At 70.6% G+C, this 25,556-nt stretch carries 17 protein-coding genes; 10 read left to right on the forward strand and 7 right to left on the reverse strand.

Annotated elements, in window-relative coordinates; translation table 11 throughout:
• Positions 1–13: 13 nt before the first annotated feature.
• Positions 14–1,399, reverse strand: a complete 1,386-nt coding sequence (gene rlmD / locus OM076_RS30570) for a 23S rRNA (uracil(1939)-C(5))-methyltransferase RlmD (protein WP_270043924.1) — start codon at positions 1,397–1,399, stop codon at positions 14–16.
• A gap of 21 nt (positions 1,400–1,420) precedes the next feature.
• Between rlmD and map the strand changes: the two genes are divergently transcribed.
• Complete coding sequence (map, locus tag OM076_RS30575) at positions 1,421–2,155, forward strand: type I methionyl aminopeptidase (protein ID WP_270043925.1); 735 nt, start codon at positions 1,421–1,423, stop codon at positions 2,153–2,155.
• On the opposite strand, the gene OM076_RS30580 is transcribed toward map, so the two are convergent.
• Positions 2,093–2,938, reverse strand: coding sequence for a helix-turn-helix transcriptional regulator (locus OM076_RS30580; RefSeq protein ID WP_270043926.1), 846 nt, complete (start codon positions 2,936–2,938; stop codon positions 2,093–2,095). The genes map and OM076_RS30580 overlap by 63 nt on opposite strands.
• Before the next feature lie 102 nt (positions 2,939–3,040).
• Here OM076_RS30580 and OM076_RS30585 point away from each other — a divergent pair, with 102 nt between their 5' ends.
• Together OM076_RS30585 and OM076_RS30590 are read left to right on the forward strand one after the other, a co-directional pair.
• A complete protein-coding gene (locus OM076_RS30585; RefSeq protein ID WP_270043927.1) occupies positions 3,041–3,754 on the forward strand; it encodes an SDR family oxidoreductase in 714 nt (237 codons plus the stop codon).
• Positions 3,755–3,763: 9 nt separating this feature from the next.
• Positions 3,764–4,702, forward strand: coding sequence for an aldo/keto reductase (locus OM076_RS30590; protein WP_270043928.1), 939 nt, complete (start codon positions 3,764–3,766; stop codon positions 4,700–4,702).
• Here the strand turns inward: OM076_RS30590 and OM076_RS30595 are convergent.
• From OM076_RS30595 to argF, 3 genes are read right to left on the reverse strand one after another with little or no spacing between them, the layout of a single operon-like run.
• A complete protein-coding gene (locus tag OM076_RS30595; RefSeq protein WP_270043929.1) occupies positions 4,696–5,562 on the reverse strand; it encodes a type IV toxin-antitoxin system AbiEi family antitoxin domain-containing protein in 867 nt (288 codons plus the stop codon). The genes OM076_RS30590 and OM076_RS30595 overlap by 7 nt on opposite strands.
• A gap of 52 nt (positions 5,563–5,614) precedes the next feature.
• Positions 5,615–6,025 (reverse strand): hypothetical protein, encoded by a 411-nt coding sequence (locus OM076_RS30600; RefSeq protein ID WP_270043930.1) that lies wholly within the window; start codon positions 6,023–6,025, stop codon positions 5,615–5,617.
• Entirely contained in the window at positions 6,026–6,928 is a 903-nt protein-coding gene (gene argF, locus OM076_RS30605; protein ID WP_270043931.1) for an ornithine carbamoyltransferase, read from the reverse strand.
• Here argF and OM076_RS30610 point away from each other — a divergent pair.
• Complete coding sequence (locus OM076_RS30610; protein ID WP_270043932.1) at positions 6,928–7,548, forward strand: endonuclease/exonuclease/phosphatase family protein; 621 nt, start codon at positions 6,928–6,930, stop codon at positions 7,546–7,548. The genes argF and OM076_RS30610 overlap by 1 nt on opposite strands.
• On the opposite strand, the gene OM076_RS30615 is transcribed toward OM076_RS30610, so the two are convergent.
• Together OM076_RS30615 and OM076_RS30620 are read right to left on the reverse strand one after the other, a co-directional pair.
• Positions 7,538–8,005, reverse strand: a complete 468-nt coding sequence (locus OM076_RS30615; RefSeq protein WP_270043933.1) for an ester cyclase — start codon at positions 8,003–8,005, stop codon at positions 7,538–7,540. The genes OM076_RS30610 and OM076_RS30615 overlap by 11 nt on opposite strands.
• Before the next feature lie 64 nt (positions 8,006–8,069).
• Positions 8,070–13,379 (reverse strand): ThuA domain-containing protein, encoded by a 5,310-nt coding sequence (locus tag OM076_RS30620; protein WP_270043934.1) that lies wholly within the window; start codon positions 13,377–13,379, stop codon positions 8,070–8,072.
• Positions 13,380–13,555: 176 nt separating this feature from the next.
• Between OM076_RS30620 and OM076_RS30625 the strand changes: the two genes are divergently transcribed.
• The 6 genes from OM076_RS30625 to OM076_RS30650 all read left to right on the forward strand — a co-directional run bounded on the left by OM076_RS30625 (position 13,556) and on the right by OM076_RS30650 (position 25,553).
• A complete protein-coding gene (locus OM076_RS30625) occupies positions 13,556–15,220 on the forward strand; it encodes a choice-of-anchor Q domain-containing protein (RefSeq protein WP_270043935.1) in 1,665 nt (554 codons plus the stop codon).
• 41 nt (positions 15,221–15,261) lie between these two features.
• Positions 15,262–16,989, forward strand: coding sequence for a choice-of-anchor Q domain-containing protein (locus OM076_RS30630; RefSeq protein WP_270043936.1), 1,728 nt, complete (start codon positions 15,262–15,264; stop codon positions 16,987–16,989).
• A 57-nt stretch (positions 16,990–17,046) separates the two neighbouring features.
• On the forward strand, positions 17,047–18,762 hold the full coding sequence (locus OM076_RS30635) for a choice-of-anchor Q domain-containing protein (RefSeq protein WP_270043937.1): 1,716 nt from the start codon (positions 17,047–17,049) through the stop codon (positions 18,760–18,762).
• 3 nt (positions 18,763–18,765) lie between these two features.
• Positions 18,766–21,006 (forward strand): choice-of-anchor Q domain-containing protein, encoded by a 2,241-nt coding sequence (locus OM076_RS30640; protein WP_270043938.1) that lies wholly within the window; start codon positions 18,766–18,768, stop codon positions 21,004–21,006.
• Positions 21,007–21,085: 79 nt separating this feature from the next.
• Positions 21,086–22,771 carry an Ig-like domain-containing protein gene (locus OM076_RS30645; RefSeq protein WP_270043939.1) on the forward strand — a complete coding sequence of 562 codons (1,686 nt, stop codon included), beginning with the start codon at positions 21,086–21,088 and terminating at the stop codon, positions 22,769–22,771.
• 70 nt (positions 22,772–22,841) lie between these two features.
• Positions 22,842–25,553, forward strand: a complete 2,712-nt coding sequence (locus OM076_RS30650; protein WP_270043940.1) for an Ig-like domain-containing protein — start codon at positions 22,842–22,844, stop codon at positions 25,551–25,553.
• Positions 25,554–25,556 lie beyond the last annotated feature (3 nt).

The raw sequence follows: 25,556 nt of genomic DNA on the forward strand, positions 1-25,556 counted from the left end.
CGCGACCGAACGGTTAAGCTTCGCGGTCCGGGTTCTGCACGCCGTCGGGACCCGCCTCGAAGAGCGCGACGCACTCGATGTGCGGGGTCTGCGGGAACATGTCGACGGGGCGCACCTTGATCAGCTTGTAGCCCGCCTCGACCAGCTGGGCCGCGTTGGGCGCCAGCGTCGTCGGGTTGCAGGAGACGTAGACGATCCGCGCCGGCGCGGCGTCGACGATCCGGCGCACGATCTTCTGGGAGAGGCCGGCGCGCGGCGGGTCGATGACCGCGAGGTCCGGCTTGCCCTCCTTCTCGACGAGCTCGCGCAGGGCCAGCCGCGCGTCACCCGCGTAGAAGGACGCGTTGACGATCTCGTTGATGCGGGCGTTCTCGAGGGCGTCGGCGACGGCGGGCTCGATGATCTCCAAGCCGATCACCTTGCGGGCGCGGGCGGCCATGTTCAGGCCGATCGTGCCGATGCCGCAGTAGAGGTCGAAGACGCGCTCGCTGCCGCGCAGGCCGGCGAACTCGATGGCGATGCCGTAGAGCCGCTCGGCCATCTCGGTGTTGGTCTGGAAGAACGCCTCGGGCGAGATCAGGAAGTCGAGGTCGTTGAGCTGCTCGGTCAGCTGGGGAGCGCCGGAGAGCAGCATCGACTCGCCGCCGTAGGTGCTCTCGCCGAGGTCGGAGGTCTGGGTCCACCAGAGGCCGTCGGCGTCGACGGCGTCGATGAAGCCGTCGACGTCGAACTTGCCGGGCGAGGTGATCAGGCGCACCTGGGTCTGACCCGTGCGCCGGCCCTCGCGGATGACGACGTTGCGCAGGAAGCCGCGGTGGTCCTTGCGATCCCACGCCGTCAGGCGCTCGATCTTGCAGAACTGCAGGACCTGCTCGCGCAGCTCGTTGGACTTCTCGCTGGCGAGCTTGCAATCGACCATCGGCACGATCTCGTTCCAGCGGCCGGGCGCGTGGAAGCCGCACACCAGCTCGCCCTGCTCGTCGGTGCCGAACGAGTACTCGAGCTTGTTGCGGTAGCGCCACTGCTCGACGGCGGGCACGATCGGCTCGATCTCGATGTCGTCGAGCTTGCCAATGCGCTTCAGAGCGTCGGCGACCTGCTCCGTCTTGACCTCGAGCTGGCGCTCGTAGGAGAGCACCTGCCACGGCGCGCCGGGGTGGTCGGCGAACTCGGGGACGCGCTCGGGCGAGGGCTCGAGGATCTCGATCGCCCGCGCCTCGGCGTAGGCCTTCTTGGCCTTGCCGACCTCGGCACGGACCTTGTCGCCAGGGATGCCGCCGGCCACGAACACGACGTATCCCTCGCGCCGGGCGACGCCGTTGCCGCCGTGGGCCAGGGAATCGATCGTGAGTTCCAGCACGTCGCCGCGCGACGGCCGGGTGAAAGTTGCCGAAGACATGAGATGTGTGAGGATGACAGGGTGTCCATCGATGACCCTGATGAGCTGGCCGCCTTGCGGGCCGCGGGCCGCGTCGTCGCCGAGACGATCCGCGAGATGGCCCGGCGCGTACGCCCGGGCGTGACCACGGCCGAGCTCGACGAGGTCGCGGCGCAGGTGTTCGCCCGCCACGGCGCCCGCTCGGGCCCGATGCTCGACTACGACTTCCCCGGCACGACCTGCATCTCGCTCGACGACGAGTGCGTGCACGGCATCCCGGGCAAGCGCCGCCTGCGCGAAGGGCAGCTCGTCAAGCTCGACGTCACCGCCGAGCTCGACGGCTTCTACGCCGACGCCTGCCGCACCGTGCAGGTCGGGAAGGTCAAGCCGCGCGAGCAGCGGCTCTCCGCCGCCGCGCAGTCCGCGCTGCGGCTCGGCCTGGAGGCGGCGCGCGCCGGCAACAACGTGGGTGCGATCGGCGCGGCCGTGCAGGCCGAGGTCGAGCGCCGCGGCTTCAACGTCTGCGCCGAGCTCACCGGCCACGGCATCGGCCGCCGGATCCACGAGGAGCCCGACGTCCCGAACATCGCCTGGGACGGCCCGGAGCTGACGAACGGGCTCGTGATCACGGTCGAGCCGATCATCGCCGCGGGCGCGGGCGAGGTCTACGTGGACGACGACGGGTGGACGATCCGCACCGAGGACGGCTCGCCCTCAGCGCACTTCGAACACACGATCGTCATCACCGACGCCGCCCCGATCCTCCTCACGGCCTAGCTGGGCGAGCAGTCCGAGCGCGGTCTCCGACGGGCTGCCGGGCGCCGCGGTGTAGGTCACGAGCGTCTGGTCGGCGTCGGGCAGCTTGAGCGACTCGTAGTCGAGCTCGAGCGGCCCGACCTGCGGGTGCTCGAAGGTCTTGACGCCGAACGATTTGGACTTCACGTCGTGCCGCGCCCACAGGCGGCGGAACGGCTCGCTGTGCAGGGAGAGCTCCCCGATCAGCTCGACGAGCTGGGCGTCGTCAGGGTCCTCCCCGGCCGTCAGCCGCAGGTAGGCGACGCCCTCGGCGGCGACTTGCTCCCAGTCGGGATAGAGCGCGCGGGCGCCGTCGTCGAAGAACATGTACCGCAGCATGTTGCGCTCACGCATGCCGCCGAGCAGCGCGGCCGCCGGGGCGTTGTAGGCCAGCACGTCCATACGGCGCCCGAGCACGAACGCTGGGAACTCGATCCGCTCGACCAGCCGCTGGACCCCGGGACGCACCCGCTCGCTGGGACGGCGGCGAGCGCGGCGACGCGGCCGGACGAGCGTGAACAGATGCGATCGCTCGTCGTCGGTGAGCTGGAGCGCGCATGCGATGGCGTCGAGGACCGAGTCCGACGGCTGGATGTCGCGGCCCTGCTCGAGCCGGACGTAGTAGTCGACGCTGACGCCCGCGAGCTGGGCGAGCTCTTCTCTTCTGAGGCCTGGGACGCGGCGCCGGCCGTAGTCGGGAAGCCCGACGTCCTGCGGCTGCAGACGGGCGCGCCGGGTGCGGAGGAAGTCACCGAGCTCGGCCATATGACCAGTGTGCCGCACGAGTTTCGCGGGCGGGTGGGTCTGTGCGTCCTAGGCTCCGGCGACGCCTGGCAAGGGGCGGGTCGCCGGCGCAGTCTGCGTGGCATGAACTTGCAAGATCGCCGCGCCGTCGTCACCGGCGCCTCCTCAGGAATCGGCGCCGCCACCGCCCGCGCTCTCGCCGCCGCCGGCGCCCACGTCACCCTGATCGCCCGCCGCGCCGACCGCATCGAGGCACTCGCGGACGAGCTCGGCGGCACCGCCGTCGCGGCCGACGTCGGCGACCGCGCCGCGCTGGAAGCCGCGGCGAGCGACGCCGACCTCGTCGTCGCCAACGCGGGCGTGATGCTCCCCTCCCCCGCCGAGGAGTCCGCGGCGGACGACCTCGACCGGATGCTCAACGCGAACCTGATCGGGCTCGTGAACACCACCCGCGCGTTCGCGCCGTCGCTGCTGGCCGCCGCGGAGCGCGGCGGGCCGGCGGATCTCGTCGTCGTGTCCTCGATCGCGGCGCACATCGCCTTCCCGAACTACGCGGGCTATGCGGCGACGAAGGCGGGTGCGACCCAGTTCGCCGCGGGCGTGCGCGCCGAGTGGGCGGGCCGCGGCGTGCGCGTGACGATCGTCGAGCCGGGAGGCACGCAGTCGGAGCTGGCCGACCACGTGCGTCCCGGGCTGCAGGAGGAGCTCAACGCCATGTTCGCCGAGATCGAGCTGCTCACTTCCGAGGACGTGGCGAACGTGATCACGTTCATCACGTCCCAGCCCACCCACGTCAACCTCTCCCGCGTCGAGCTGGTGCCCACGATGCAGGCCTAAGGTGACCGTATGAAGATCGCTGGACGGGACACCGGGCGCATCGGGCTCGGCTGCATGGGAATGACCTGGGCGTACTCGGCCGCCGACCGCGACGACACCGAGTCGATCGCGACCATCCACCGCGCGCTGGACCTCGGTGTGACCCTGCTCGACACGGCCGACATGTACGGCCCGTACACCAACGAGGAGCTCGTCGGCCGCGCGCTGGCCGGCCGGCGCGACGAGGCCGTCCTCGCCACCAAGTGCGGGCTCGTCGTCGAGGACGCGGGCGAGTACGTCCTGGCGCGCAACGGCCGCCCGGAGCACGTGCTCGCCGCGATCGACGCCTCCCTGCGCCGCCTGCAGACCGACTTCGTCGACCTCTACCAGCTCCACCGCGTCGACCCCGAGGTGCCGCTGGAGGAGACCTGGGGCGCGATGGCGTCGCTGGTCGAGGCGGGCAAGGTGGGTGCGATCGGCCTGTCCGAGGTGGGTGTCGAGGAACTCGAGCGCGCGCAGGCGATCCACCCGGTCGCCTCCGTCCAGTCCGAGGGCTCCTTGTGGACGCGCGACGCGTTCGCCGAAGTCGTCCCGTGGTGCGCCGCCCACGGCGCCGCCTTCCTCCCGTTCGCGCCGCTCGGCCGCGGCTTCCTCACCGGCAAGCTCGAGCCGCAGAAGTTCCCGTCGGGCGACTTCCGCAAGAACAACCCGCGCTTCCAGCCCGAGGCGATGGACGCCAACGCGGCGCTCGTCGAGACGGTCAAGACCGTCGCTGCCAGGCACGACGCGACGCCGGCGCAGGTGGCTCTGGCGTGGCTGCTCGCGCAGGGCGAGCACATCGCCCCGATCCCGGGCACGAAGCGCCGCTCCCGGCTCGAGGAGAACGCGGCGGCGGCGGTGCTCGTGTTGAGCGCCGCTGACTTGGCGGAGCTGGACGCGCTGCCTGACCCGGTCGGCGCGCGCTACTGAGCCGCGACCGTCGAGTTTCCCGCGCTGTACTCGAGAAACTCGACGGTCGACGCATCGAGGGCGGCGCGCACGCGCCGCTCGAGCACCCCGGGGCGAAGTGTCGCCTCATCCCACGTCGTCCGCAGAACCGTGTTGCCCTCGCGCTCGAGGGCACGCTGGCGGTTCGCGTCGTCGGCCCGTGCCAGCGGCTGGTCGTGGAACCGGACGCTGTCGGCCTCGAGGATCACCCGGTGCGCCGGCCACCGGAAATCGGGCACGAACCGTGTCCCCCGCCGGTTGACGTCGGGCTTCGGCAGATCGGCGAGCACGGCCAGGACGACGTCCTCCAGCTCGCTGCGGGTCGGCGCGGCGCTCGCGAGGACCCGGCGCAGCTTGCGCGCGCCTCGATGACCAGACGTGACGAGGTCGCGAAGCTCGAGCTGCCGCTGGTTGAGCGCTTCATTGATCGCCCGCCGGAGCCGCCGCTCGGGCAGCGTCGCGGAGATGTCGATGGCGGTCCGCGCCGCCGGAGTCACGGGGATCCCGTTGATGACGACGCGTTCGACGGTCTGCGACCGGTGCGTCCGGATGCCGGGGTGGTAGCGGGGCGTGGGTGTCGTGACCTCCGGCTGACGCCCGTCCCACTCGACCCACCCGCGGAGCGCCGCGGCCGAGTAGTGCGAGAGCACCGCTCCCGGCCCGCAGGCGATCACCGCCGCGACGAACACGCCCTCCATCGAGAGCTGCGGGATGACGGCGTAGATCCCGCGGAAGTACGGGAACAGCCGCCCACTCTGCACGCGCCACGTGACCTGACCGTCCGACATCCCGCACTCATGCAACTGGGCGAGGCTCACCACACTGAACTGGCGAGCGGCCACCCGAGCGTCGAGTTTCTCGCGCTGTACTCGAGAAACTCGACGTTCGCGACGCTCAGGCCAACTTGGCGTCCAGCGCCGCCAAGACCGTCTTGCGGTTCGCGTTTCGCCGTTCGTAGTCCCGCACCCGCCGCAGCTCGCCCACCGGCAGCTCTCCCAGACGCGAGACGATCTGCGCCGCGGTCAGCTCGTCGTACTCGTCGATCGGGAAGACGTCGGCGGCGCCGGTCACCCGTCGGACCTCACGCATGACCCGGTCGGTGGGGGCGGAGATCGCGCGGCGGACGATCTCGGCGAGGAGGTCGGTGGCGTCGTCGCGGGTCATGCGGCCGCGGCGGACGGCGTCGTCGAGCGTGTCCTGGAGCCGTTCGCGGGTGATCACCATCACGTCGAGCGGGTTCAGGACGCTGCGGGACGACTCATCCTCGGGCGGCGTCTTCTTGGCCTGCGGCATGGCCGCGGACACCTACCCGTCCTGCCCGTCGGCCGAAACGAGAAGCTCGAGGAGCGCTTTCTGTGCATGGCGCCGGTTTTCGGCCTGATCCCAGATGCGCTGGCGGGAGCCGTACAGCACGGACTCCGTGATCTCCTCGCCCGGGTGGGCCGGAAGGCAGTGCAGGGCGAAGACGTCCCCGCCCGCGGCGTCGAGCAGCGCGTCGTCGATCACATATGGGGCGAGCGCCACGCGGCGCGTGGCGGCGGAGTCCTCGGAGTCGCTCATCGAGACCCACACGTCGGTGTAGACGGCGTCGGCGCCGGCGACCGCCTCGTAGGGATCCTCGAACAGGATCGCGGGTGTCTCCCCGACGGGCAGCTGGTAGCCGGACGGCGCCGCCACGCGCACCTCCACACCCGCCAACGCACCCACGACCGCCAGCGAGCGGGCGACGTTGTTGCCGTCGCCGACGTAGGTCACGACGCGGCCGTCCAGCGAGCCGAGCGCCTCCTGCATGGTCTGCAAATCGGCGAGCGCCTGGCATGGATGGTGCAGCGGGGAAAGCATGTTCACAACGGGAACAGTGGCATGTTCGGCAAAGCCATTGATCTCGTCTTCGTCGCCGGTGCGCAACCCGATCACCGACGAATGGCGCGAGAGGATGTAGGCGGTGTCGCGGATCGACTCGCCGCGGGTCAGCTGCATCTCGTCGGGGCGCAGGACCATCGGATGCCCGCCGAGCTCGAAGACGCCCGACTCGAAGGACGTGCGCGTGCGGGTGGACGGCTTGTTGAACACGAGCGCCATCGTGCGGCCCTCGAGCGCCCGCGAGGAGAGCGGTGCCTGCTTGAGCGCGACGGCGCGACGAAGCAGCGCCGCGAGCCGGTCCGCGTCGAGTTCAGCGCCAGTGATGAAATGTTGAGGTGCGGGCATTGACCTGGAACCTCTACCACGGACGGAGCCCGAACCCCTCCGGGAGTTCCCTCCTCCACGAGTTCGCGCAGACGCTGGCGGGGTGGGAGTGGGACGTCGCGCTGCTGCAAGAAGTGCCGCCGTGGTGGCCGCCCCACCTCGCCGCGGCGGCCACAGCCGACCACCGCGAGGTCAACACCAGCCGCAATTTCGGCCTCGCGCTGCGTAAAGCGGTCTCCACACGAAACCCCGACATCCTCAAGTCCAACGGCGGCGGAGCGAACGCGATCCTCGTGCGCACGCACAAGATCGAAGCGCACCGCACCCAGTGCCTGACCTGGTGGCCGGAGCGTCGCTACGCGCACGCGGTGAGACTCGAACCCGGCTGGGTCGTGAACCTCCACGCGTCGACGCACAAGGACCAGTGGGCACGGCGGGACGTCGACCGGGCGCTCGAGGCCTTCCCGGACGCGTTCCTCTTCGGCGGTGATCTGAACCTCAAGGGCAAACCCGACCTACCGGGCCTGAACTGGCTCGGCGGCAACCACGTCGACCACCTCTATGGCCACGGCGCCGCCACCTACGAGGTGCTCGACCGCGGTCGGCTCTCGGACCACCCGCCGGTGCGGGTCACCCTCTGATCCCGAACCCCCGCAGCATCAGCATCGCCCGCTCCCCGGCCGTTCCCGGCTTGGGCAGCACGCCGAGCGTCATCGCGGCCGCGTAGACGTCGAAGAACGCCCGCACGCGCTTCAACAACCCGTCCTCGAGCTCCGCGTAGACCACCGCGTGGACCTCGATCGGGCGGTCGGTGGGCGAGATGCGCCCGAGCGGACCGCTGTGTGTGCCCAGCAGCCGGCACGGCGCGCACGCGAAGGTCCCGTCGCTCATCCGCGCGCCGGTGGTGTTGACCCGCGCGTCGGGTACCGCCTCCCACAGCCGCTTGGCGTGAGCGGCCAGATCGCGCGTCCCGACGAGCGGCTCGGGGGTCAGCGGGTCCTCGTAGTGGACGCCGCTCACGCACACGGCCTCGAACGCGCGCGGGTCGCGCCCCGACCACGCACGCTCCCAGGCATCGAAGAGCTCGTCCACCTCCATCGGCCAAATGATGGCTGACCCCGGCCCGACCGGCGAACCGGTCGGGCCGGGGACGATCATTCGCTTACGGCGTCGTGGTCGAGAGCGTGAACACGAGCGTCTTGCCGTACGTGCCGCTGCGCAGCCCGTCGGTCTCGGCGATCGACTGCTTGAAGTCGATCGCGACGGCCGCCTTGCCCACCGGCGCCGTCCAGCTGGTCAGCGGCGTCGAGGCCGTGACCGGCGCGAACGCCGCCGAGCCCGTCTTGACCTGCAGCGCCTGCGCCAGCGAGAAGCTGCCGTTGACCAGGTGCCCGGTCGCGTTGGCCGACGGATCGCCGACCGTCAGCACCGCCTCGGCGGCGGTCGAGGTGACCATCGCCGTGGTGGACGCCGTGTAGTCCTTCGTCAGCGCCGGCATGAACGTCGCGAACGAGACGGGACCGCCGAGCGTCAGGCTCAGCGTGCCCGGGACCTCGCCCGTGACCGGGGCGTCACCGCTGACGGCCACGCCGGTGACCGTGACGGTCACGGTCTTCGACGCCGTCAGCTCACCGTCGGAGACGGTCACCTTGGCCACGTAGGTGCCGGCCACGGTGTAGCGGTAGGTCGGGTTCTGCTGGATCGAGTCGGTCGTGCCGTCGCCGTTGAGGTCCCACGCGTACGTCAGCGCGGCACCCTCCGGGTCGGTGGCCGTGACGCCGAACTGCACCGGCAGCGGTGCGTTGCCGCCGGAAGGCGTCGCGGTCGCGGACGAGATGACCGGCGCCGAGTTCTGCGCGCCGGCCTTGAGCTCGAAGCGATCGAACGAGATCGGCTGGCCGTTGCCGTGGTAGCCGGCGAGGCCGATCTTCGGGGTGGCCAGCGTGGCGAGCGACCGGGTGAGGGTCATGTCCGTCCACGCCGTGCCGTCGAGCGAGTAGGCCGCCTTCAGCGACGTCCCGTCACTCGTCATCCGCAGCCAGATGCCGTTGGCCTCGACGCTCGCGGGCAGCGAGGCCGAGCGGTAGCCGGTCGGCGTGCTCGCCACGCCGTTGATGTCCTGCCCGAACTCCACGACCCAGCCGCTGCCCTCGGAATCCATCAGGACGGCCTTGGCGAAGTTCTTGTCGTCCTTGAACAGGATCAGCCCGCCCTGCTCGTAGGAGCCGCCCTGCGGGATCTTCACCTTCGTGATCGCCTGCCAGGGGCCGCTCGCCGGAGCGTTCTGCAGCAGCACGTTCTTGGCGGTCGACGTGCCGTTGTACTGGTCTCCGTCGATCGCGTCGATCTGCAGCTGGCCGCCCGTCACGCGCACCTCGCCCGCGACCGGACGCAGGATCGTCGACCAGCGGCAGTCGTTGAGCGCGTTGCCGTCGAACTCGTCGTCGGAGCCCGAGAGGTTGAACCACTCGAAGCTCGCCGGCGTGCCGGCCGTGCCGTTGTAGGCGGAGATGCCGATCAGCGGGCTGGTCATGCGATCGAGCGCCTTCGGCGTCCCGACCGTCGTGAACGTCACGCCGTCCAGCGAGTACGCCGCCGACACCGTGGTGCCGTTGGACGTCATCCGCAGGTACACCGTGTTGGGCGCGCTCGTCGCGAAGATCGCCGAACGCTCGACCGTGGGCTCAGAGCCTGCCCGCAGGCCGACCAGCTCGATGTTGCGGCCCTCGGCGGTGCGGATGTACGCCGCCTTGAGGAACTCGGTGTCGCTCTGGCGGAGGATGACCGCCGCCTGCTCGCCGTTGGCGACCTGCGCCAGCGTCACCTTCGTCGTCGCGGTCCACGGGCCCTTGGGCACGGGGCGCGAGATGATGTTCTTGGCCGTCGTGGCGCCGGTCCACATGTCACCGGCGACGGCGTTGATCTTCAGGAACCCGTTCTCGACCTTGTAGTTGGCCGCGTCCTCGCGGACGATCGTCGGCCAGACCGTGCGGTCAAGCGTCGTGCCGGTGAACAGGTCCGTGCCGGGGCACGTGCCGAGCACCTCGACCGTGAACGTGCGGGTCGCGCTGCGCCCGTCCGCGTCCTTGACCGTCAGCGTGGCGGTGTAGAGGCCGCGCTGCGTGTAGGTGTAGGAGGCGTCCTTGGTCGTCGCGGCAGGCACGCCCGCGACGCCGAAGTCCCACGAGTAGGAGACCGCGGTGCCCTCGGGATCGGTGGCGTTCGCCGTGAAGTCGACCTTCAGCGGCGAGGCGCCGGACAGCGGCGTGGCGCTCGCGGCCGAGATGACCGGTGTCGCGTTGCCGTTGGCGCCCGGACCGTTGAACGTGAACTCGTCGAGGTCCATGTTGGACTGCGGGAACACGGCGTAGAGGTCGTGCGTCCCGCCCGGGTCGGTGACCGCGGCGGGGTCCTGGGTCTTGTAGATCTCCCAGTCGCCGGAGGAGACCACCGGGATCGAGGCGACCAGCGGACCGGTCGGCGAGTCCACGCGCAGCTCGAAGCGGCTGTTCGCCACGCCCGTCGTGCGCGCGGTGACGCTGGTGATGCCCGTCAGGTTGATGTCCTTGAACTTCAGCCAGTCGCCCGGATCGGTGTAGCCCATCCGGCCGCCGCCCGCGGCCGCCGTGGCACGCGTCTCCTGCATGCCGGAGTTCTCGTCGAACATCTCGGCCTGCTGCGTGCTCCACTCGAGGATGACCTGGTTCGTGCCGGTGAGCTCGAGACCCGTGGTCTTGTCGGTGTAGCTGGCGCCGAGGATGTACCAGGTGTGCTGGGTCTTGTCCTCCCACGCCTGCGGGATCGTGAACTGGCCGCTGCAGCCGGTCATCGACTGATCGCCGTGCGAGTGGTCGTTGTGACCGAGCGCGGTGTTCAGCAGGACCTTGGAGCAGTCGATCGTCCCGTCCTCGGGGTCGGTGACGGTGATCGTGTACTTGATCGTGTCGCCGTAGTTGTAGATCGCGCCGTTGGCCGGCAGGTTGATCTTGACCGTCGGCATCGTGTTGCCGGAGACGATGTTCACCGACGAGTGCGCCTCCTTGCCGGAGGGATCCTTGACCGTCAGCGCGGCGATGTACCGGCCCGCGGCGAAGGTGTGCGCCGGGTTGGGAGCGGTCGAGTCGACCGTGCCGTCGTTGTCGAAGTCCCACGCGTAGGTGAGGTCGCCGCCGTCGGGGTCGATCGAGCCCGCGGAGGAGAACTGCACCGCCAGCGGGGCGGGGCCGGACGTCTTGTCGGCCTTGGCGACGGCGACCGGGCTGCGCTGCCCCGAGACGTAGTCGATCCGGTAGACGGCCGAGTTCTCGTCGCCCTGGAAGAAGCCGCCGGAGCCGTAGTCGAGGACGTACAGCGAGCCGTCAGGGCCGAACTCCAGGTCGATCAGCTGCTTGAAGCCGAAGTTGCCGAAGTAGGTCTCGATGGCGGGGAAGCTGCCGTCGGCGCCGCCGGTGAACGTCTTGATCCACGCGCGGCCGAACTCGTAGGCGAAGTTCTTGCCGTCGAAGTAGGCGGGGAACTTCGTCGTCGACGGGTTGCTGGCGTCGAAGTGGTACGTCGGGCCGCCCATCGGCGACTCCGAGCCCGAGCCGAACGCCGGGATGCTGCCGCCGTCGTAGGCGATCCACGCCGGGACCGCCGGCGGGAGGTCAGTGAGGCCCGTGTTGTTGGGCGAGGTGTTCTTCGGCGCGTTGCAGTCGAACTTCGCGCCGCCCGTGTTGGTGGCGAAGTCCCACTGGTTGTAGGCGTCGTTCTTGCCCGTGCAGTAAGGCCAGCCGTAGTTGCCGGGCTGCTTGATCAGGTTGAACTCGACCTGGCCACCCGGGCCGCGGTTCGCCTGCGCGGCGCCGGCGTCGGGGCCGTACTCGCCGAGATAGACATAGCCCGTGGCGCGGTCGACCGCGAAGCGGAACGGGTTGCGGAAGCCCATGGCGTAGATCTCGGGCTTGGTGCCCATCGTGCCGGGCGTGAACAGGTTGCCGGCCGGGATCGTGTAGGTGCCGTCAGGCCCGACCTTGATCCGCAGCAGCTTGCCGCGCAGGTCGTTGGTGTTGGCCGCCGTGCGCTGCGCGTCGAAGACCGGGTTGCGGCCGGCGCGCGTGTCGATCGGCGCGAAGCCGTCGGAGGAGAACGGGTTGGAGTCGTCGCCCGTGACCATGTACAGGTTGCCCTGGGCGTCGAAGTCGATGTCGCCGCCGACGTGGCAGCACATGCCGCGGTCGGTCGGGACCTGCAGGATCGTCTGCTCGCTCGCGAGGTCGAGCTTGCCGTCGGCGCCGAGCTTGAAGCGCGACAGGTTGTTGTGGCCCTTGTACGGCGCGAAGGCCGCGGCGTCGCCGGTCTCCGGCGCGTCCGTGAGCGGCGTCGACAGGCGCGGCGCGTAGTACAGGTAGACCCACTGGTTGGTCGCGAAGTCGGGGTCGACCGCGACGCCCTGCAGGCCGTCCTCGTCATGCGAGTAGACGTTCAGCTGGGCCGCCAGCGAGGTGGTCGAGTTCGGCGTCGTCAGCCAGACGCGACCGTCGCGCGAGGTGTGCAGGACGCGGCGGTCCGGCAGCACGGCCAGCGAGATCGGCTCGCCGGTCTTGTCGACGCCCTTGGCCAGCGTCGCCAGCTCGAAGTCGTTGCTCGTGGGCGGGGAGGTGCGCATCGGGCCGCAGTCGGCGTCCGTGGCGCCCGCCGCGGTCTTCAGGCCGCCGAGCAGGCTCTTGAGGAAGTCAGGCTCCGAGTAGGAGGCCTGGGTGTGGCCCAGCGCCGTGTACCAGACGCGGCCGCCGTCGAAGTTCGAGCACCAGACGACCGGGTGGTCGTCAGCGTCGGCGGAGTCGTCGACCTCGTCGTACGTGGACTCGTCGACCGTGGCGAGGACGTGGACGCCGCTCGTGCGCGGCGAGTAGTCCGGGATGCCCGCCTGGTTGCCGCCGACCACCGGGTCGTTCGGCTTCTGGAAGTTGTACCACTCGTCCGCGCGCGTCCAGGAGGCCGGAATCCCCGTAGTGGAGGGCTCGTCGGCGTCCTCGATCTTGACCGTCGCGGTCGGCGTGCCGTTCGGGTGGTTGCGGAAGTAGGCGCCGAGCATCTGGCCGTACCACGGCCACGTGTACTCGGTGTCGGAAGCGGCGTGAACGCCCGCGTAGCCGCCGCCGGCCTTCATGTAGCGCTCGAACGCGGCCTGCTGCGTGTCGTTGAGGACGTCGCCCGTCGTGGACAGGAAGACGACGACGTCGTACTGCGCGAGGTTCGCGTCGGTGAATTTCGTCGAGTCCTCGGTCGCGTCGACCGTGAAGCCGTTCTGCGTCCCAAGCGTCTGGATCGCGGCGATCCCCTGCGGGATCGAGTCGTGACGGAACTGGACCGTCTTCGAGAACACGAGCACCTTCTCGAGCGGCCCGGCCGCCCGTGCGGTGCCCACACCAAAGACGCACGTGAGCAGCGCAACGAGCAGGCCAAGGCCCGCTCCCCTCCTGGAACGCATGGAACTCCCCCTCTCATTCAACTTTCAAGCGGCGCGGGAAGCTATCAGCCTTTTGTCATCTGTCACGCAAATCTTGATCGACCATCCGTCGAATGACACGAGTAACCGGTTCTTGGAGTGCCGGGTTCTGGATCTCGGGCAAAAAATCGGCCGTCCCATTAGGGTCGAGAGCACCTATGCGCTCCCGTGTCATCGTCGCCGCACTCGCTCTCAGCCTCCTCACGGCCTCGCCCGCGGCGGCCGAGACCTACTTCGTCACCGGCACCGGCGACACGGGCGATCCAGTGGGTTGCGTGACCCCGGCGAGTTGCCCGACCCTGCGCGACGCCGTGCTCGAGGCCGGGCGCGACCCGAATGAGGACGCCATCTCGCTCCCCCCCGGGACCATCACGCTCACCGCCGGGCAGTTCCAGCTGACCTCGAATGTCGGCATCGTCGGCGCGGGTGCTCGCGCGACGACGATTCAGGGTGCGAGCCCGGCCCGGGTATTCGACGTCGAGGGACCGGTCACCGTGAGCTTCTCGAACATGACGATCGCCGGCGGAGCCCCGGTCTCCGGCGACGGCGGGAACATCCTCGTCGGTCAGGGCTCGCACGTCGGGCTCGTGTTCGCCCGCGTCACGGGCGGCACCGCCATCAGCGGCGGCGGCATCGCGAACTCCGGCACGCTGACGATCGCCAACAGCCTGATCGACCACAACACCGCGAGCACCGGCGGAGGCATCTACAACAACGGCTCGCAGGGTGCGGCCGAGCTGGTCGTGGCCGACTCCACCGTCTTCTCCAACACGGTCAACGAGCAGGGCGGCGGAATCCTGTCCAGCGGCACCGGCAGCAACTCCGTCTCGATCCTGGCGTCGACGGTGGCGGGCAACACGCAGGGCGGGCTGTTGCTGCAAGGCGGGAGCTCGTCGGTCAACGCGTCGATCATCGCCAACAATCCGCAAGGCAACTGCTCCGGGACGATCGGCAGCGGGAGCCAGAACGTCGAGAACGCGGACAGTTGCGGCTTCGACCACGGCACCAACCGCGTCGGCATCGGCACGGGTCTGTCGGCGGCTCTCGTCAACGCGGGCGGCGGGACGGACGTGCTGACGATCCCCGCCGCGAGCCCGGCGGTCGACTACGTGACGCCGTGCCTCGTGACGATCGACCAGCGCGGCTACAACCGGGTTCCCAACGGGGAGTCCGCCTGCGACGCGGGCGCGTACGAGCTGTCGGGGGTCCCGCCACAGGCTCCGCCGGAGCCGACCCCGACGCCCGAACCGCCGGTCCCCACCCCGGAGCCTCCGGTCGCGACTCCGATCGCCACGCCGGTGGCCACCCCCGTGACGAACAAGTCCGTTGCCGCGGACGTGACCGGTGACGTGAAGATCAAGGACCCGAAGACGAAGAAGTTCATCCCGCTCAAGGACGGCGTGGTGCCCAACGGCTCGGAGATCGACGCGCGCGACGGCGAGATCACAATCACGACCACGACGCCGGGCGAGAAGGCCACGTTCTACGACGGCATCTTCAAGATCCAGCAGACGAAGAAGCTCACGACACTCACGCTGACGGAGGAGCTCACAGGCTGCAAGCAGGCCAAGGGCAAGGCGAGCGCGGCGGCGAAGAAGCCCAAGACCCGCAAGCTCTGGGGCGACGGCAAGGGCAAATTCCGCACCAAGGGCCAATACAGCGCCGCCACCGTCCGTGGCACCAAGTGGCTCGTCCAGGACGCGTGCACCACGACGACCACCAGGGTCAGCACGGGCACCGTCCAGGTCGAGGACTTCGTCACGCACAAGCGGGTCCTGGTGACCAAGCGCAAGCCGTACGTCGCCCGGGCGAAGAAGAAGTAGCCGCCGCAACTTCCAACGCGCCCGTGGTTTTTCACAGCGCCTTGACCGCCAAGCTCGCTCTCGCGACGGTCGTCCTCGCGCTGTTTCCGGCCGCGGCGAGCGCGGACACGTTCACGGTCACCGGGCCCGCCGACACCATCGGCGCCTCCGGCTGCACCGCGGCGCTGTGCACGCTCCGGAGCGCCATCAGCGCCGCCGCGGACAATGGGAACACGACCGATGACGTGATCGTGCTTCCTGCCGGGCAATACGCGGTCAGCACGCAGCTCGGGCAGTTGGCCATTCCCACCGGCGCGACGCGGATCACGATCCAAGGCGCAGGCGCGAATTCGACGACGATCCAACCTCCGGCGTCGATCCGCACGCTCACGATCAACAGCAACGCGAGCGTCACGATCACCGGCGTCACCTTGCGCGGCGGGTCGGGGGCCAGCGGCCAGGGCGGGAACCTGCTGCTGTCGAGCCAGGCTTCGGCGACGCTCGACCGCGTGCGGATCACCGGTGGCAACGCGGCCCAAGGTGGCGGGGTCGCCGCGCTCGGCGCGACCGCGCTGACGATCCAGTCCAGCCTGATCGACGCCAACATCGCGACCGGAACCGCGCTCACCGCGGCGGGCGGCGGCGTCTACGTCCAGGGCCAGACCTTCACGACGGCACTGACCGTCCAGGACTCGACGATCGTGTCCAACTCGGCGCGCAACGGCGGCGGGATCGCGATCGAGAACAACTCGGGCAAGCCGCCGGTGCTGCGCGGCGTGACCCTGACGCGCAACAACGCCCGCGCCGGCACCCCGAGCGGTGGGGCGGGCGGGATCTCGTCCGCCGCCACCAACGCCACCTTCCAAGGCTCGATCGTCGGCGGCAACACGTCCACCTTCAACTTCGGCCCCGGCCCGCAGGACCTGCTGTCCAACTGCTCGCTCGCCACCCCCGCCACGGATGCCGGCGGCAACGTCACGCCCGACACCGCCGACGCTTGCGGCCTCGGCGGCTCCCACGCCGATCCACACCTGGCGGCCGCGCTGGACTCCTCCGAGCCGCCCGCGCTGGCGCTCCCCGCGAACAGCCCGGCGGTGGACATCGCCGACTGCGCCGGGCGAACCGTCGATCAGCGCGGCGTTGCTCGCCCGCAGCTCAATGCGTGCGATGCCGGCGCCTACGAGTATCAGCCGCCGCCGGTGGAGCCGACACCGACGCCGACGCCCACAGAGACCCCGGCGCCGAGCCCGACCGCGACACCCACGCCCACGCCACCACCCGTGCGCAACGAGAGCGTCGGGGCCACGCCGGTGCGTGGCACGGTGCTGGTCAAGCTCCCGCGCACGTCGAAGTTCGTCCCGCTCGATGCGTCGGTGATCGGCAACGGGTCAGAGGTCGACACCCGCAAGGGCCGCGTGGAGATCACGACCTCGACCGGCGAGAAGGCCGTGTTCTACGAGGGCACCTTCAAGGTCTCCCAGTCCGGCGGTCTGACCACGTTGACCCTGACCGAGAAGCTCGCGCCGTGCCCGAAGGCGAAGTCGTCCGCGCGGGCGGCGGCGAAGAAGCCCAAGACGCGCAAGCTCTGGGGTGACGGCAAGGGCAAGTTCCGCACCAAGGGCCAATACAGCGCCGCCACGGTCCGCGGGACCAAGTGGCTCGTGCAGGACGGATGCCGCTACACCAGGACGACGGTCGCCAGCGGCGTCGTGAGCGTCCGCGACGACGTGACCAAGCGCACGATCATCCGGCGCAAGGGCACGTCGTACACCGCCCGCCCACGCCGCTGACCCAGACTTCCGTCGGTTGCAAACCACCACCAACCCGAACTAATGTCGTCGCGCCGGATGCGCCTTTCCGCTGTACCGCTCGCTCTCGTACTCGTGCTGCTCGCCGCCTGGCCGGCTTCCGCCGCGAACTTCACCGTCAATCGGACCGATGACGTGGCGGGCGCGGCTGGTTGTCCGCAGATCTGCACGCTCCGCAACGCGGTAAACGGCTCGCAGGACGCGTCGAACACGATCACGGTGCCGGCCGGCACCTACACGCTGACCAGCTCGATCACGATCCCGAAGACGATCACGATCACGGGCGCCGGCGCGTCGTCGACGACGATCACCGGCAACAACACGTTCCGGATCTTCACGGTCAGCTCGGAACATGTCCTGCAGCTGACGGGCGTGACGGTGACCGGCGGCAACGCGACGACGGACACGGCGAATCCGTACGGCGGCGGCATCCTCGTCTCCGGCAGTGCGCGCCTGATCCTCACGGGGTCGCGGATCACCGGCAACTCCGCCCCGAGCGGTGGCGGCGGGATCGCGCTGCGAGGCGGGTTGATCGCCGGGGCCGTCTCCAGCGTCATCGACAACAACAGCACGACCGGCTCCGGTGGCGGCATCCTCGCGCAGCCGCTGCAGGCGGGCGGCAACGCCGGAACGCTCGCGCTCGTCGACTCCACGGTCGCCTTCAACTCCGCGGCGAGCGGCGGCGGCATCGCGTCGCGCGACAACGCGAGCGCGGTCTCGCTCGAGCGCGTCACGGTCGCCGACAACCGCTCCACCACCGCCCCCGGCGGCGGGCTCTACATCACGCCGGCCCAGGCCAACTTCACCGTCAAGTCCTCGATCGTCGCGCGCAACAGCGCGACCGCGCCGCGCACGGGCGTCACCGCGCCGTCGGACTGCGCCCCCTTCGCGCCGGCGAACTCCGGCCAGAACGTCGAGTCCGGCAGCGACTGCGGATTCACCAACGGCAGCCAGAACGCCGACGCCGGGCTCGCGCCGCAACTCGTCACGATCAACGGGACCTACGTGCTGCCGCTGCTCGCGGGGAGCCCGGCGATCGATCGCGCGGTCGACTGCGGCGCCGGCACGCAAGATCAGACCGGCACCGCGCGACCGGTGGGTGCCGCGTGTGATTCCGGGGCGTTCGAGTACATCCCGCCGCCCCCGGAGCCGACACCCACGGCCGCTCCCGCCCCGCAGCCGACCGTCGCACCCACGCCGGCGCCGACGGCCACCCCCACGCCCACCCCGGTCTACGGGAAGACGGTCGTCGGCGGCAGCCTCAGCGGGACGATCCTCGTGCGCGACCCAGGGAGCAAGACGTTCAAGCTGCTGCCCGCGGTGCAGGCCATCAAGGTCGGCTCGACCGTCGACGCGCGCAAGGGCGTCGTGACGCTCACGTCCGTGCCCAAGGCCGGCGGCAAGCCCGAGACCGCGAAGTTCTACGCCGGGATGTTCAAGGTCACGCAGTCGGGCGGGATCACGACGCTCACGCTCAACGAGCCACTGGCACCGTGCGCGCCGGCCAGATCGGCCCGCGCGGCGGCGAAGAAGCCCAAGACGCGCAAGCTCTGGGGTGACGGGAAAGGCAAGTTCCGGACGAAAGGCCAATACAGCGCCGCGACCGTTCGCGGTACCAAGTGGCTCGTGCAGGACGGATGCCGCTACACCAGGACGACGGTCGCAACCGGCGTGGTGGGCGTCCGCGACGACGTGACAAAGCGCACGGTTATCCTGCGCAAGGGCAAGAGCTACACCGCGAGACCGAGGCGATAAACGATGCGCTGGAACGGATTCCTGGCGACCACGATCGCCGCGCTGCTGGTTGCCGCGGCACCCGCGGCGGCCGACACCTTCACCGTGACTGGGACGGGCGACGACACCGGGTCGTGCGCGTCGGGCCAGTGCACGACGATCCGCGCGGCGCTCACCGCGGCCGCGCAGGCCGCCGGGGCCGACGAGGTCGACCTGGCGGCCGGCACGTATCAGCTCACGCAGGGCCCGCTGCTGCTCACTTCCGACATCACGCTGCGCGGCGACAGCGCACGCACCACGACCCTCTACGCGGCGCCGGTGTCGCGCGTGATCCAGATCAACGGCGGGTCCGCCTCGATCAGCAACCTGACGGTCGCCGGCGGCGTCGCGACCGACGCCGCGGGCTACTTCGGCGGGAACATCGTCGCCGCCAGCGCCACCGTGACGCTCGATCACATCCGCAGCACCGGCGGTCGCGCCTACAGCGGCGGCGGTATCGCCAACCGCAACGGCACGATGACCATCTCGAACAGCCTGATCGACCACAACTCCGCCCCGGACGGCGGCGGTGACAGCGGCGGCATCCTCAACTTCGGCGGCGACGGCCTCGCCGCGGCGAACCTGACGATCACGAACTCGACGGTCGCCTTCAACTCCGCGCGGGTGGGCGGCGGCATCATGCAGTGGGGCGGCGATCAGGACTCCGTGACGCTCCAGCGCGTGACGCTCGCGCGCAACACCGCCACCGCCGGCGCCCCGGGCGGGTTGAACATCAGCCAGGGCAGCGCACACGTGAGCGGCTCGATCGTGGCGTCCAACCAAGGACCGATCGGCGAGTCCAACTGCGCGGGCACGGGCGTGGTCAGCGACGGGTTCAACGTCGACTCGGGAGTTGACTGCAACTTCGCGCAGCAGACGGACCGCAGCGATCAGAGCCCCGGCCTCGACACCGACCTGCGCAACTACGGCGGCGAGACGGACGTGTTGCCGTTCGACACGCCGAGCCCGGCCGAGAACATCGGCGGGACGTGCTCGCCGCTCGACCAGACAGGCTTCGCCCGGTCCGCTCCGTGTGACGCGGGCGCTTGGGAGTACCGCGTCAACCAGAAGATCACCATCAGCGACCCGCCCAGCGGGCCGACGAGCAGCCAGACCGCGACGTTCTCCTTCGACTCGGACGCCGGGCCGGACTACGCCTGCCGCCTGATCCGGCCCAGCGACCCGAAGCCGGCGTTCTCCGGCTGCGACTCGGGGATCACCTACAGCAACCTGGCGGAGGGCGCGTACCGCTTCGAGGTGCGCCCGGCGGGCGCGACCGACCTCAGCCAGGGCGACTTCGCGACGTTCACGGTCGACCTGACGGCGCCGGAGACGACGATCGACTCGCCCGGGCCGACCGAGACGATCGGCACCGACCCGACGTTCTCCTTCAGCTCCAGCGAGCCGAACGCGCGCTTCGAGTGCAGCTTCGACCAGGGGCCGGTCGAGTTCACCGCCTGCGAATCGCCGCGGACGTACAACGACCTCCCGCTCGATCAGACCTACACGTTCCGCGTGCGCGCGCTCGACGCCGCGAACAATGCCGACGCCACGCCGGCCACGCGGACGTTCACCGTCGGGGCCGCCGTTCCGACGCCGACGCCGACCCCGACCCCCACGGCCGTTGCGACGACCTCGCCCACTCCGGAGCCGACCGCGACGGCGATCCCGACCGCGACCGCCACGCCGACCGCGACTCCGACACCGCCGCCGGTGGCGAACACGAGCGTCGAGGTCGAGCCGGAGAGCGGGACCGTCCTGGTCAAGCCGAAGGGCGCCAAGACCTTCGTGCCGCTGCGCGCGGGCGTCTTGCTCAACGGGGCGGAGATCGATACCCGCCACGGGGTCGTCGTCATCACCACGTCGACGGGCGAGAAGGCGACCTTCTACGCCGGCCTGTTCCTCGTCAGCCAGGCGGGTGGCATCACGACGCTGACGCTGAGCGAGAAGCTCACCGGCTGTCCGAAGGCCAAGAAGTCCTCGGCCAGCGCCGCCGCCAAGAAGCCGAAGACCCGCAAGCTGTGGGGCGACGGCAAGGGCAAGTTCCGCACCAAGGGCCAGTACAGCGCCGCGACCGTCCGCGGGACGAAGTGGCTCGTGACGGACACCTGCACCAGCACCATCACGCGGGTCGCGGAGGGGGTCGTGGACGTCCGCGACGAGGTCAAGAAGAAGACCTTCGTGCTGCGCAAGGGCAAGTCCCACACGGCGCGGGCCAAGAAATAGCCGTGAAAGTGGACGATCGTTGGCGTAGCCACGCGACGGTGCTCGGTTAACCTCGACCAGAGGCCCGAGGAAGGAACGGATGCGCTGGAAGTGGATGACGATCGGGATCGCGGCCGCCTGTCTGGCGTTCGCTCCCGCGGCGCACGCCCAGGCCGATCCCGTGGTCTTCACCGCCGGCCCGAGCGGGCCGACGAACAACCGCTCCCCGAGCTTCGGGTTCACGGCCGCGTTCCCCACGGACTGCCGCGTGGAACCGAACCCCGCGAACGTCTCGTGCACCTCGCCATACCAGCTCACTGACCTGCCCGACGGCGACTACCGGCTCGTCGTCTCGCCGTCCGACACCCACGACCCCGCGCTCAGCGCCACGCGGTCGTTCACCGTCGACACGGTCCCGCCGGCGCCGCCGGCGATCACGTCACCGGCCGACAACGCCGTGGTCGGCGCATCCGTCGTGCTCGACGGGACGCTCGCCGCGGACGCCACGTCCGTGCGCGTCTCCGACAACGACGTCGACAAGGGAGCCGCGACGCTAGGCGCCGACGGGACGTGGCAGCTGAAGCTCGACGGCCTCGCCGACGGGACGCACGTCCTCACGGCCACGGCATTCGACGCGGCGGGCAACGTCTCGGCGCCGGCGACGCGCACGGTGCGCGTCGATACGATCGCCCCCGCGGTCACGATCACTTCCGCGCCGCCGAGCCTGACCAACGCGACGCCGGTGACGATCGCCTTCACGGCGTCCGAGGCCGCGACGTTCACCTGCTCGGTCGCGCATTCGACAGACGTTCCGGCACCGCAGGACTGCTCGTCGCCCTTCGTCGTCCCCACCCCGGACGACGGCGAGTACCGCGTCGAGATCACGGCCAAGGACGCCGCCGGCCTGTCGAGCGAGCCGGTCCCGGTCACCGTCGTCGTCGACCGCTCCGCGCCGGCCGCGGTCGCCCCGGCCCGTTCGGAGACGACGTTCACCTTCGCTCCCGCGGAGAGCGGCAGCTCCTTCCAGTGCCGGCTCGAGGGGCCGTCGGGCGACAGCGGCTTCCGCGCCTGCACGTCGCCGAAGGCCTATCCCGATCTGCCACCCGGCAGCTACCGCTTCACGCTGCGAACGTTCGACGAGGCCGGCAACCACTCCGACGCTGCGCCGACCGCCTTCACGGTCGCCGCTCCGCCCGTCGTCGCGATCCCGGAAGCGGCGCCCACTCCCGCCCCGGAACCGGTCGCGATCGCCCCGCCGACCCCGACGCCGCAGGCCGGCGAGAGCGTCGTCGTGCGCGCGTCGAGCGGGACGATCCTCGTGCGCAAGCCGGGAACGACCGAGTTCGTGGCGATCTCGCGGTCGTCGGCGGTCCCGCTCGGCTCGGAGATCGATGCCCGTAAGGGCAAGGCCGTCCTCACCGTCGAGCCCGCCGACGGCAAGGCCTTCGAACGCGCGACGTTCTACGCCGGGCTCTTCGTGGTGCAGCAGGTCAGTGGCTACCTCGAGCTCACGCTCAGCGAGACGCTCGCGCCCTGCAAGAGGACGAAGGCGCCCGCGGCGAACCCCAAGTCCCGCAAGCTCTGGGGCGACGGCAAGGGCAAGTTCCGCATCAAGGGCAGGTCCGGAACGGCGACGACCGGTGGTGGCAAGTGGCTGGTCGAGGACTCCTGCGACGGGACGTTCACGCGAGCCTCGCAGGGCGTCGTATCGGTCCGCGACAGCGCGCGGCGCAAGACGGTGCTGCTCCGCGCGGGCCGCAGCTACCTCGCCAAGCCGAAGAAGTAAGCCGTGCCCGAATGATCGGACCGTTCGGCTCTTGCCCAACGGTCAATGGCCCGGTTAGGGTCGCTCGCAGATGAGCGTGCGCACCGTAGCTCTATTGGGGCTCGCCATGCTCGTGACCGCGGCACCGGCCCAGGCCGCGACGTTCACGGTGACGACGACGGCGGACACGCCGGGCGCCGCGGGATGCACCGCCACGCTCTGCACGGTCCGTACGGCGATCGCCGCGGCGGCGGCCAACGGCAACACCGCCGACGACGTGATCGTCCTCGCCGCCGGCAGCACCTACGCGGTCACCGCCGCGTCCGGCGCGCTGACCGTGCCGAACGGCGCGACGCGGATCACGATCCAGGGCGCGGGCGCGAACTCGACCGCGATCCAGTCGCCCGGGACGATCCGCGCGCTCGTCATCGGCAGCTCGGCCGGCGTCACCGTCACGGGGGTCACCCTGCGCGGCGGCACGATCACCTCCGGGCAAGGCGGCAACGTGCTGGTCTCCAGCCAGGCGACCGCGACCTTCAACCGCGTCCGGGTGACCGGCGGCAGCGCGCCGCAGGGCGGCGGGATCGGCGTGCTCGGCGCGGGTTCGCTGACGATCCAGTCGAGCCTGATCGACGCCAACACCGCGACCGGCACCGCGCTCACCGCGGCGGGCGGCGGCATCTACGTCCAGGGCCAGACGACCGCGACGCCCATCACGATCCAGGACTCGACGATCGCGTCGAACTCGGCGCGCAACGGCGGCGGGATCGCGATCGAGAACAACACCGGGCAGGCGCCGGTGCTGCGCGGTGTGACGCTGGCCCGCAACAACGCCCGCGCCGGCACGCCGAGCGGCGGGGCGGGCGGGATCTCGTCGGCGGCCACCAACGCCCGCTTCCAGGGCTCGATCGTGGCCGGCAACACGTCGACGTTCAACTTCGGCCCTGGCCCGCAGGACTTGCCTTCCAACTGCGCGCTCGCCTCCGCGGCCACGGATGACGGCGGCAACGTGACGCCCGACAGCGCCGACCAGTGCGGCCTCGGCGGCGTCCACACCGACCCGCAGCTCGCCGCGGCGCTGGACACTTCCCAGCCACCCGCGCTCACCATCCCGTCGAACAGCTCCGCGGTGGACGTCGCCGCGTGCACGCCACGCACCGTCGACCAGCGCGGCGTCACCCGCCCGCAGGGCACGGCGTGCGACGCCGGCGCCTACGAGGTCGACCAGGCGCCGACGGTGACGATCACCTCCGGCCCGACCGGGACGGTGGCGTCGGCGACCGCGTCGTTCGGGTTCTCGACGACCGAGCCGGGCGTGTCGCTGCAGTGCCGGATGACCGGTCCGGGGCAGTCCGGGGCGTTCGCCGCCTGCACGAGCCCGACGGCGCAGAGCTACAGCGGGCTCGGGAGTGGCGCCTACACGTTCTCGGTCCGCGCGCTGGACGGAACCTTCACGAACCCGCCGATCGCGTCCCGTTCGTTCACCGTCGACGTGACCGCGCCGGACACGACGCTCATACCGATCGCCTCGCCGACCAACGACACGACGCCGACCTTCAGCTTCTCCTCCGAGGCGGGAGCGACGTTCCAGTGTCGCGTCGACACCGCGGCGTTCGCGACCTGCACCTCGCCGCGGACGGTGCCGGCGCTCTCCCAGGGCACGCACACGTTCCAGGTGCGCGCGGTCGACGCGCTCGGCAACGCCGACGCCTCCCCGGCGAGCCAGACCTTCGTCGTCGACACGACCGCGCCGAACACGACGATCACCGGCAACCCTCCCGCGACGACCGGCGACAACACCCCCACCTTCACGTTCACCGCGACCGAGACCGGCGCGTTCGAGTGCGCCGTGGACGACGACGCGCTCACCGTGTGCACCTCGCCGTTCACGACCGCACCGCTCGAGCGCGGCCTGCACACCTTCACCGTCCGCGCCGTCGACACGGCCGGCAACGCCGACGCCTCCCCGGCGACCGTCTCCTTCTTCATGGACGCGACCCCACCCGAGACGACGCTCGCCGGGGACGGCCCGTTCGAGTTCACCTCGCCCGTGACCGGAGCGACGTTCGAATGCTCGCTCGACGACGCGGCCTTCGCGCCGTGTGCGTCTCCGGTCGCGTTCGACGGCCTGGCGGTGGGCGAGCACACGTTCACGGTCCGCGCCGTCGACGCCTTCGGCAACGTCGACGCGACGCCCGAGCGGCGGACGTTCACGGTGCTCCCGCCGGTCGTGCTGCCGGCGGCGACCGCGACCCCCAGCCCGACGGCCACTCCCGCGCCGAGCCCGGTCGCCGGGAAGAGCGTCGGCGCCAAGCCGGTGGGCGGCACGGTGCTCGTCAAGCTCAAGGGCGCCAAGACGTTCGAGCCGCTCAGCCCTTCCGTGATCGCCAACGGCGCCGAGGTCGACGCGCGCAAGGGGATCGTCGAGATCACGCGCTCCGACGGCGGCGTCGCCAAGTTCTACGACGGCATCTTCAAGCTCTCGCAGTCCGGCGGCATCACCACGCTCACGCTGTCGGAGAAGCTCACGGGCTGCCCGAAGGCCAAGCAGTCCTCGCCGGCGCGGGCCGCGGCCGCGAAGCCGAAGACCCGCAAGCTCTGGGGCGACGGCAAGGGCAAGTTCCGCACCAAGGGCCAGTACAGCGCCGCCACCGTCCGCGGCACCAAGTGGCTCGTCCAGGACACGTGCACCACCACGCTCACGCGCGTGGTGCGCGGCGTGGTCGCCGTCGAGGACTTCGCCAAGCGCAAGACGATCCTCCTCAAACAGGGCAAGCGCTACACCGCCAGGCCTAAGCGGTGACTG

The organism is Solirubrobacter ginsenosidimutans, from assembly GCF_027587205.1.

What these genes read in the sequence shown, in the direction of transcription:
- argF (WP_270043931.1), bottom strand. Translation starts at nt 6,928, where the DNA reads ATGCCCGCACCTCAACATTTCATCACTGGCGCTGAACTCGACGCGGAC.
- OM076_RS30625 (WP_270043935.1), top strand. Translation starts at nt 13,556, where the DNA reads ATGCGCTCCCGTGTCATCGTCGCCGCACTCGCTCTCAGCCTCCTCACG.
- OM076_RS30635 (WP_270043937.1), top strand. Translation starts at nt 17,047, where the DNA reads ATGCGCCTTTCCGCTGTACCGCTCGCTCTCGTACTCGTGCTGCTCGCC.
- OM076_RS30620 (WP_270043934.1), bottom strand. Translation starts at nt 13,379, where the DNA reads ATGCGTTCCAGGAGGGGAGCGGGCCTTGGCCTGCTCGTTGCGCTGCTC.
- rlmD (WP_270043924.1), bottom strand. Translation starts at nt 1,399, where the DNA reads ATGTCTTCGGCAACTTTCACCCGGCCGTCGCGCGGCGACGTGCTGGAA.
- OM076_RS30650 (WP_270043940.1), top strand. Translation starts at nt 22,842, where the DNA reads ATGAGCGTGCGCACCGTAGCTCTATTGGGGCTCGCCATGCTCGTGACC.
- OM076_RS30645 (WP_270043939.1), top strand. Translation starts at nt 21,086, where the DNA reads ATGCGCTGGAAGTGGATGACGATCGGGATCGCGGCCGCCTGTCTGGCG.
- OM076_RS30580 (WP_270043926.1), bottom strand. Translation starts at nt 2,938, where the DNA reads ATGGCCGAGCTCGGTGACTTCCTCCGCACCCGGCGCGCCCGTCTGCAG.
- OM076_RS30590 (WP_270043928.1), top strand. Translation starts at nt 3,764, where the DNA reads ATGAAGATCGCTGGACGGGACACCGGGCGCATCGGGCTCGGCTGCATG.
- OM076_RS30615 (WP_270043933.1), bottom strand. Translation starts at nt 8,005, where the DNA reads ATGGAGGTGGACGAGCTCTTCGATGCCTGGGAGCGTGCGTGGTCGGGG.
- OM076_RS30585 (WP_270043927.1), top strand. Translation starts at nt 3,041, where the DNA reads ATGAACTTGCAAGATCGCCGCGCCGTCGTCACCGGCGCCTCCTCAGGA.
- OM076_RS30640 (WP_270043938.1), top strand. Translation starts at nt 18,766, where the DNA reads ATGCGCTGGAACGGATTCCTGGCGACCACGATCGCCGCGCTGCTGGTT.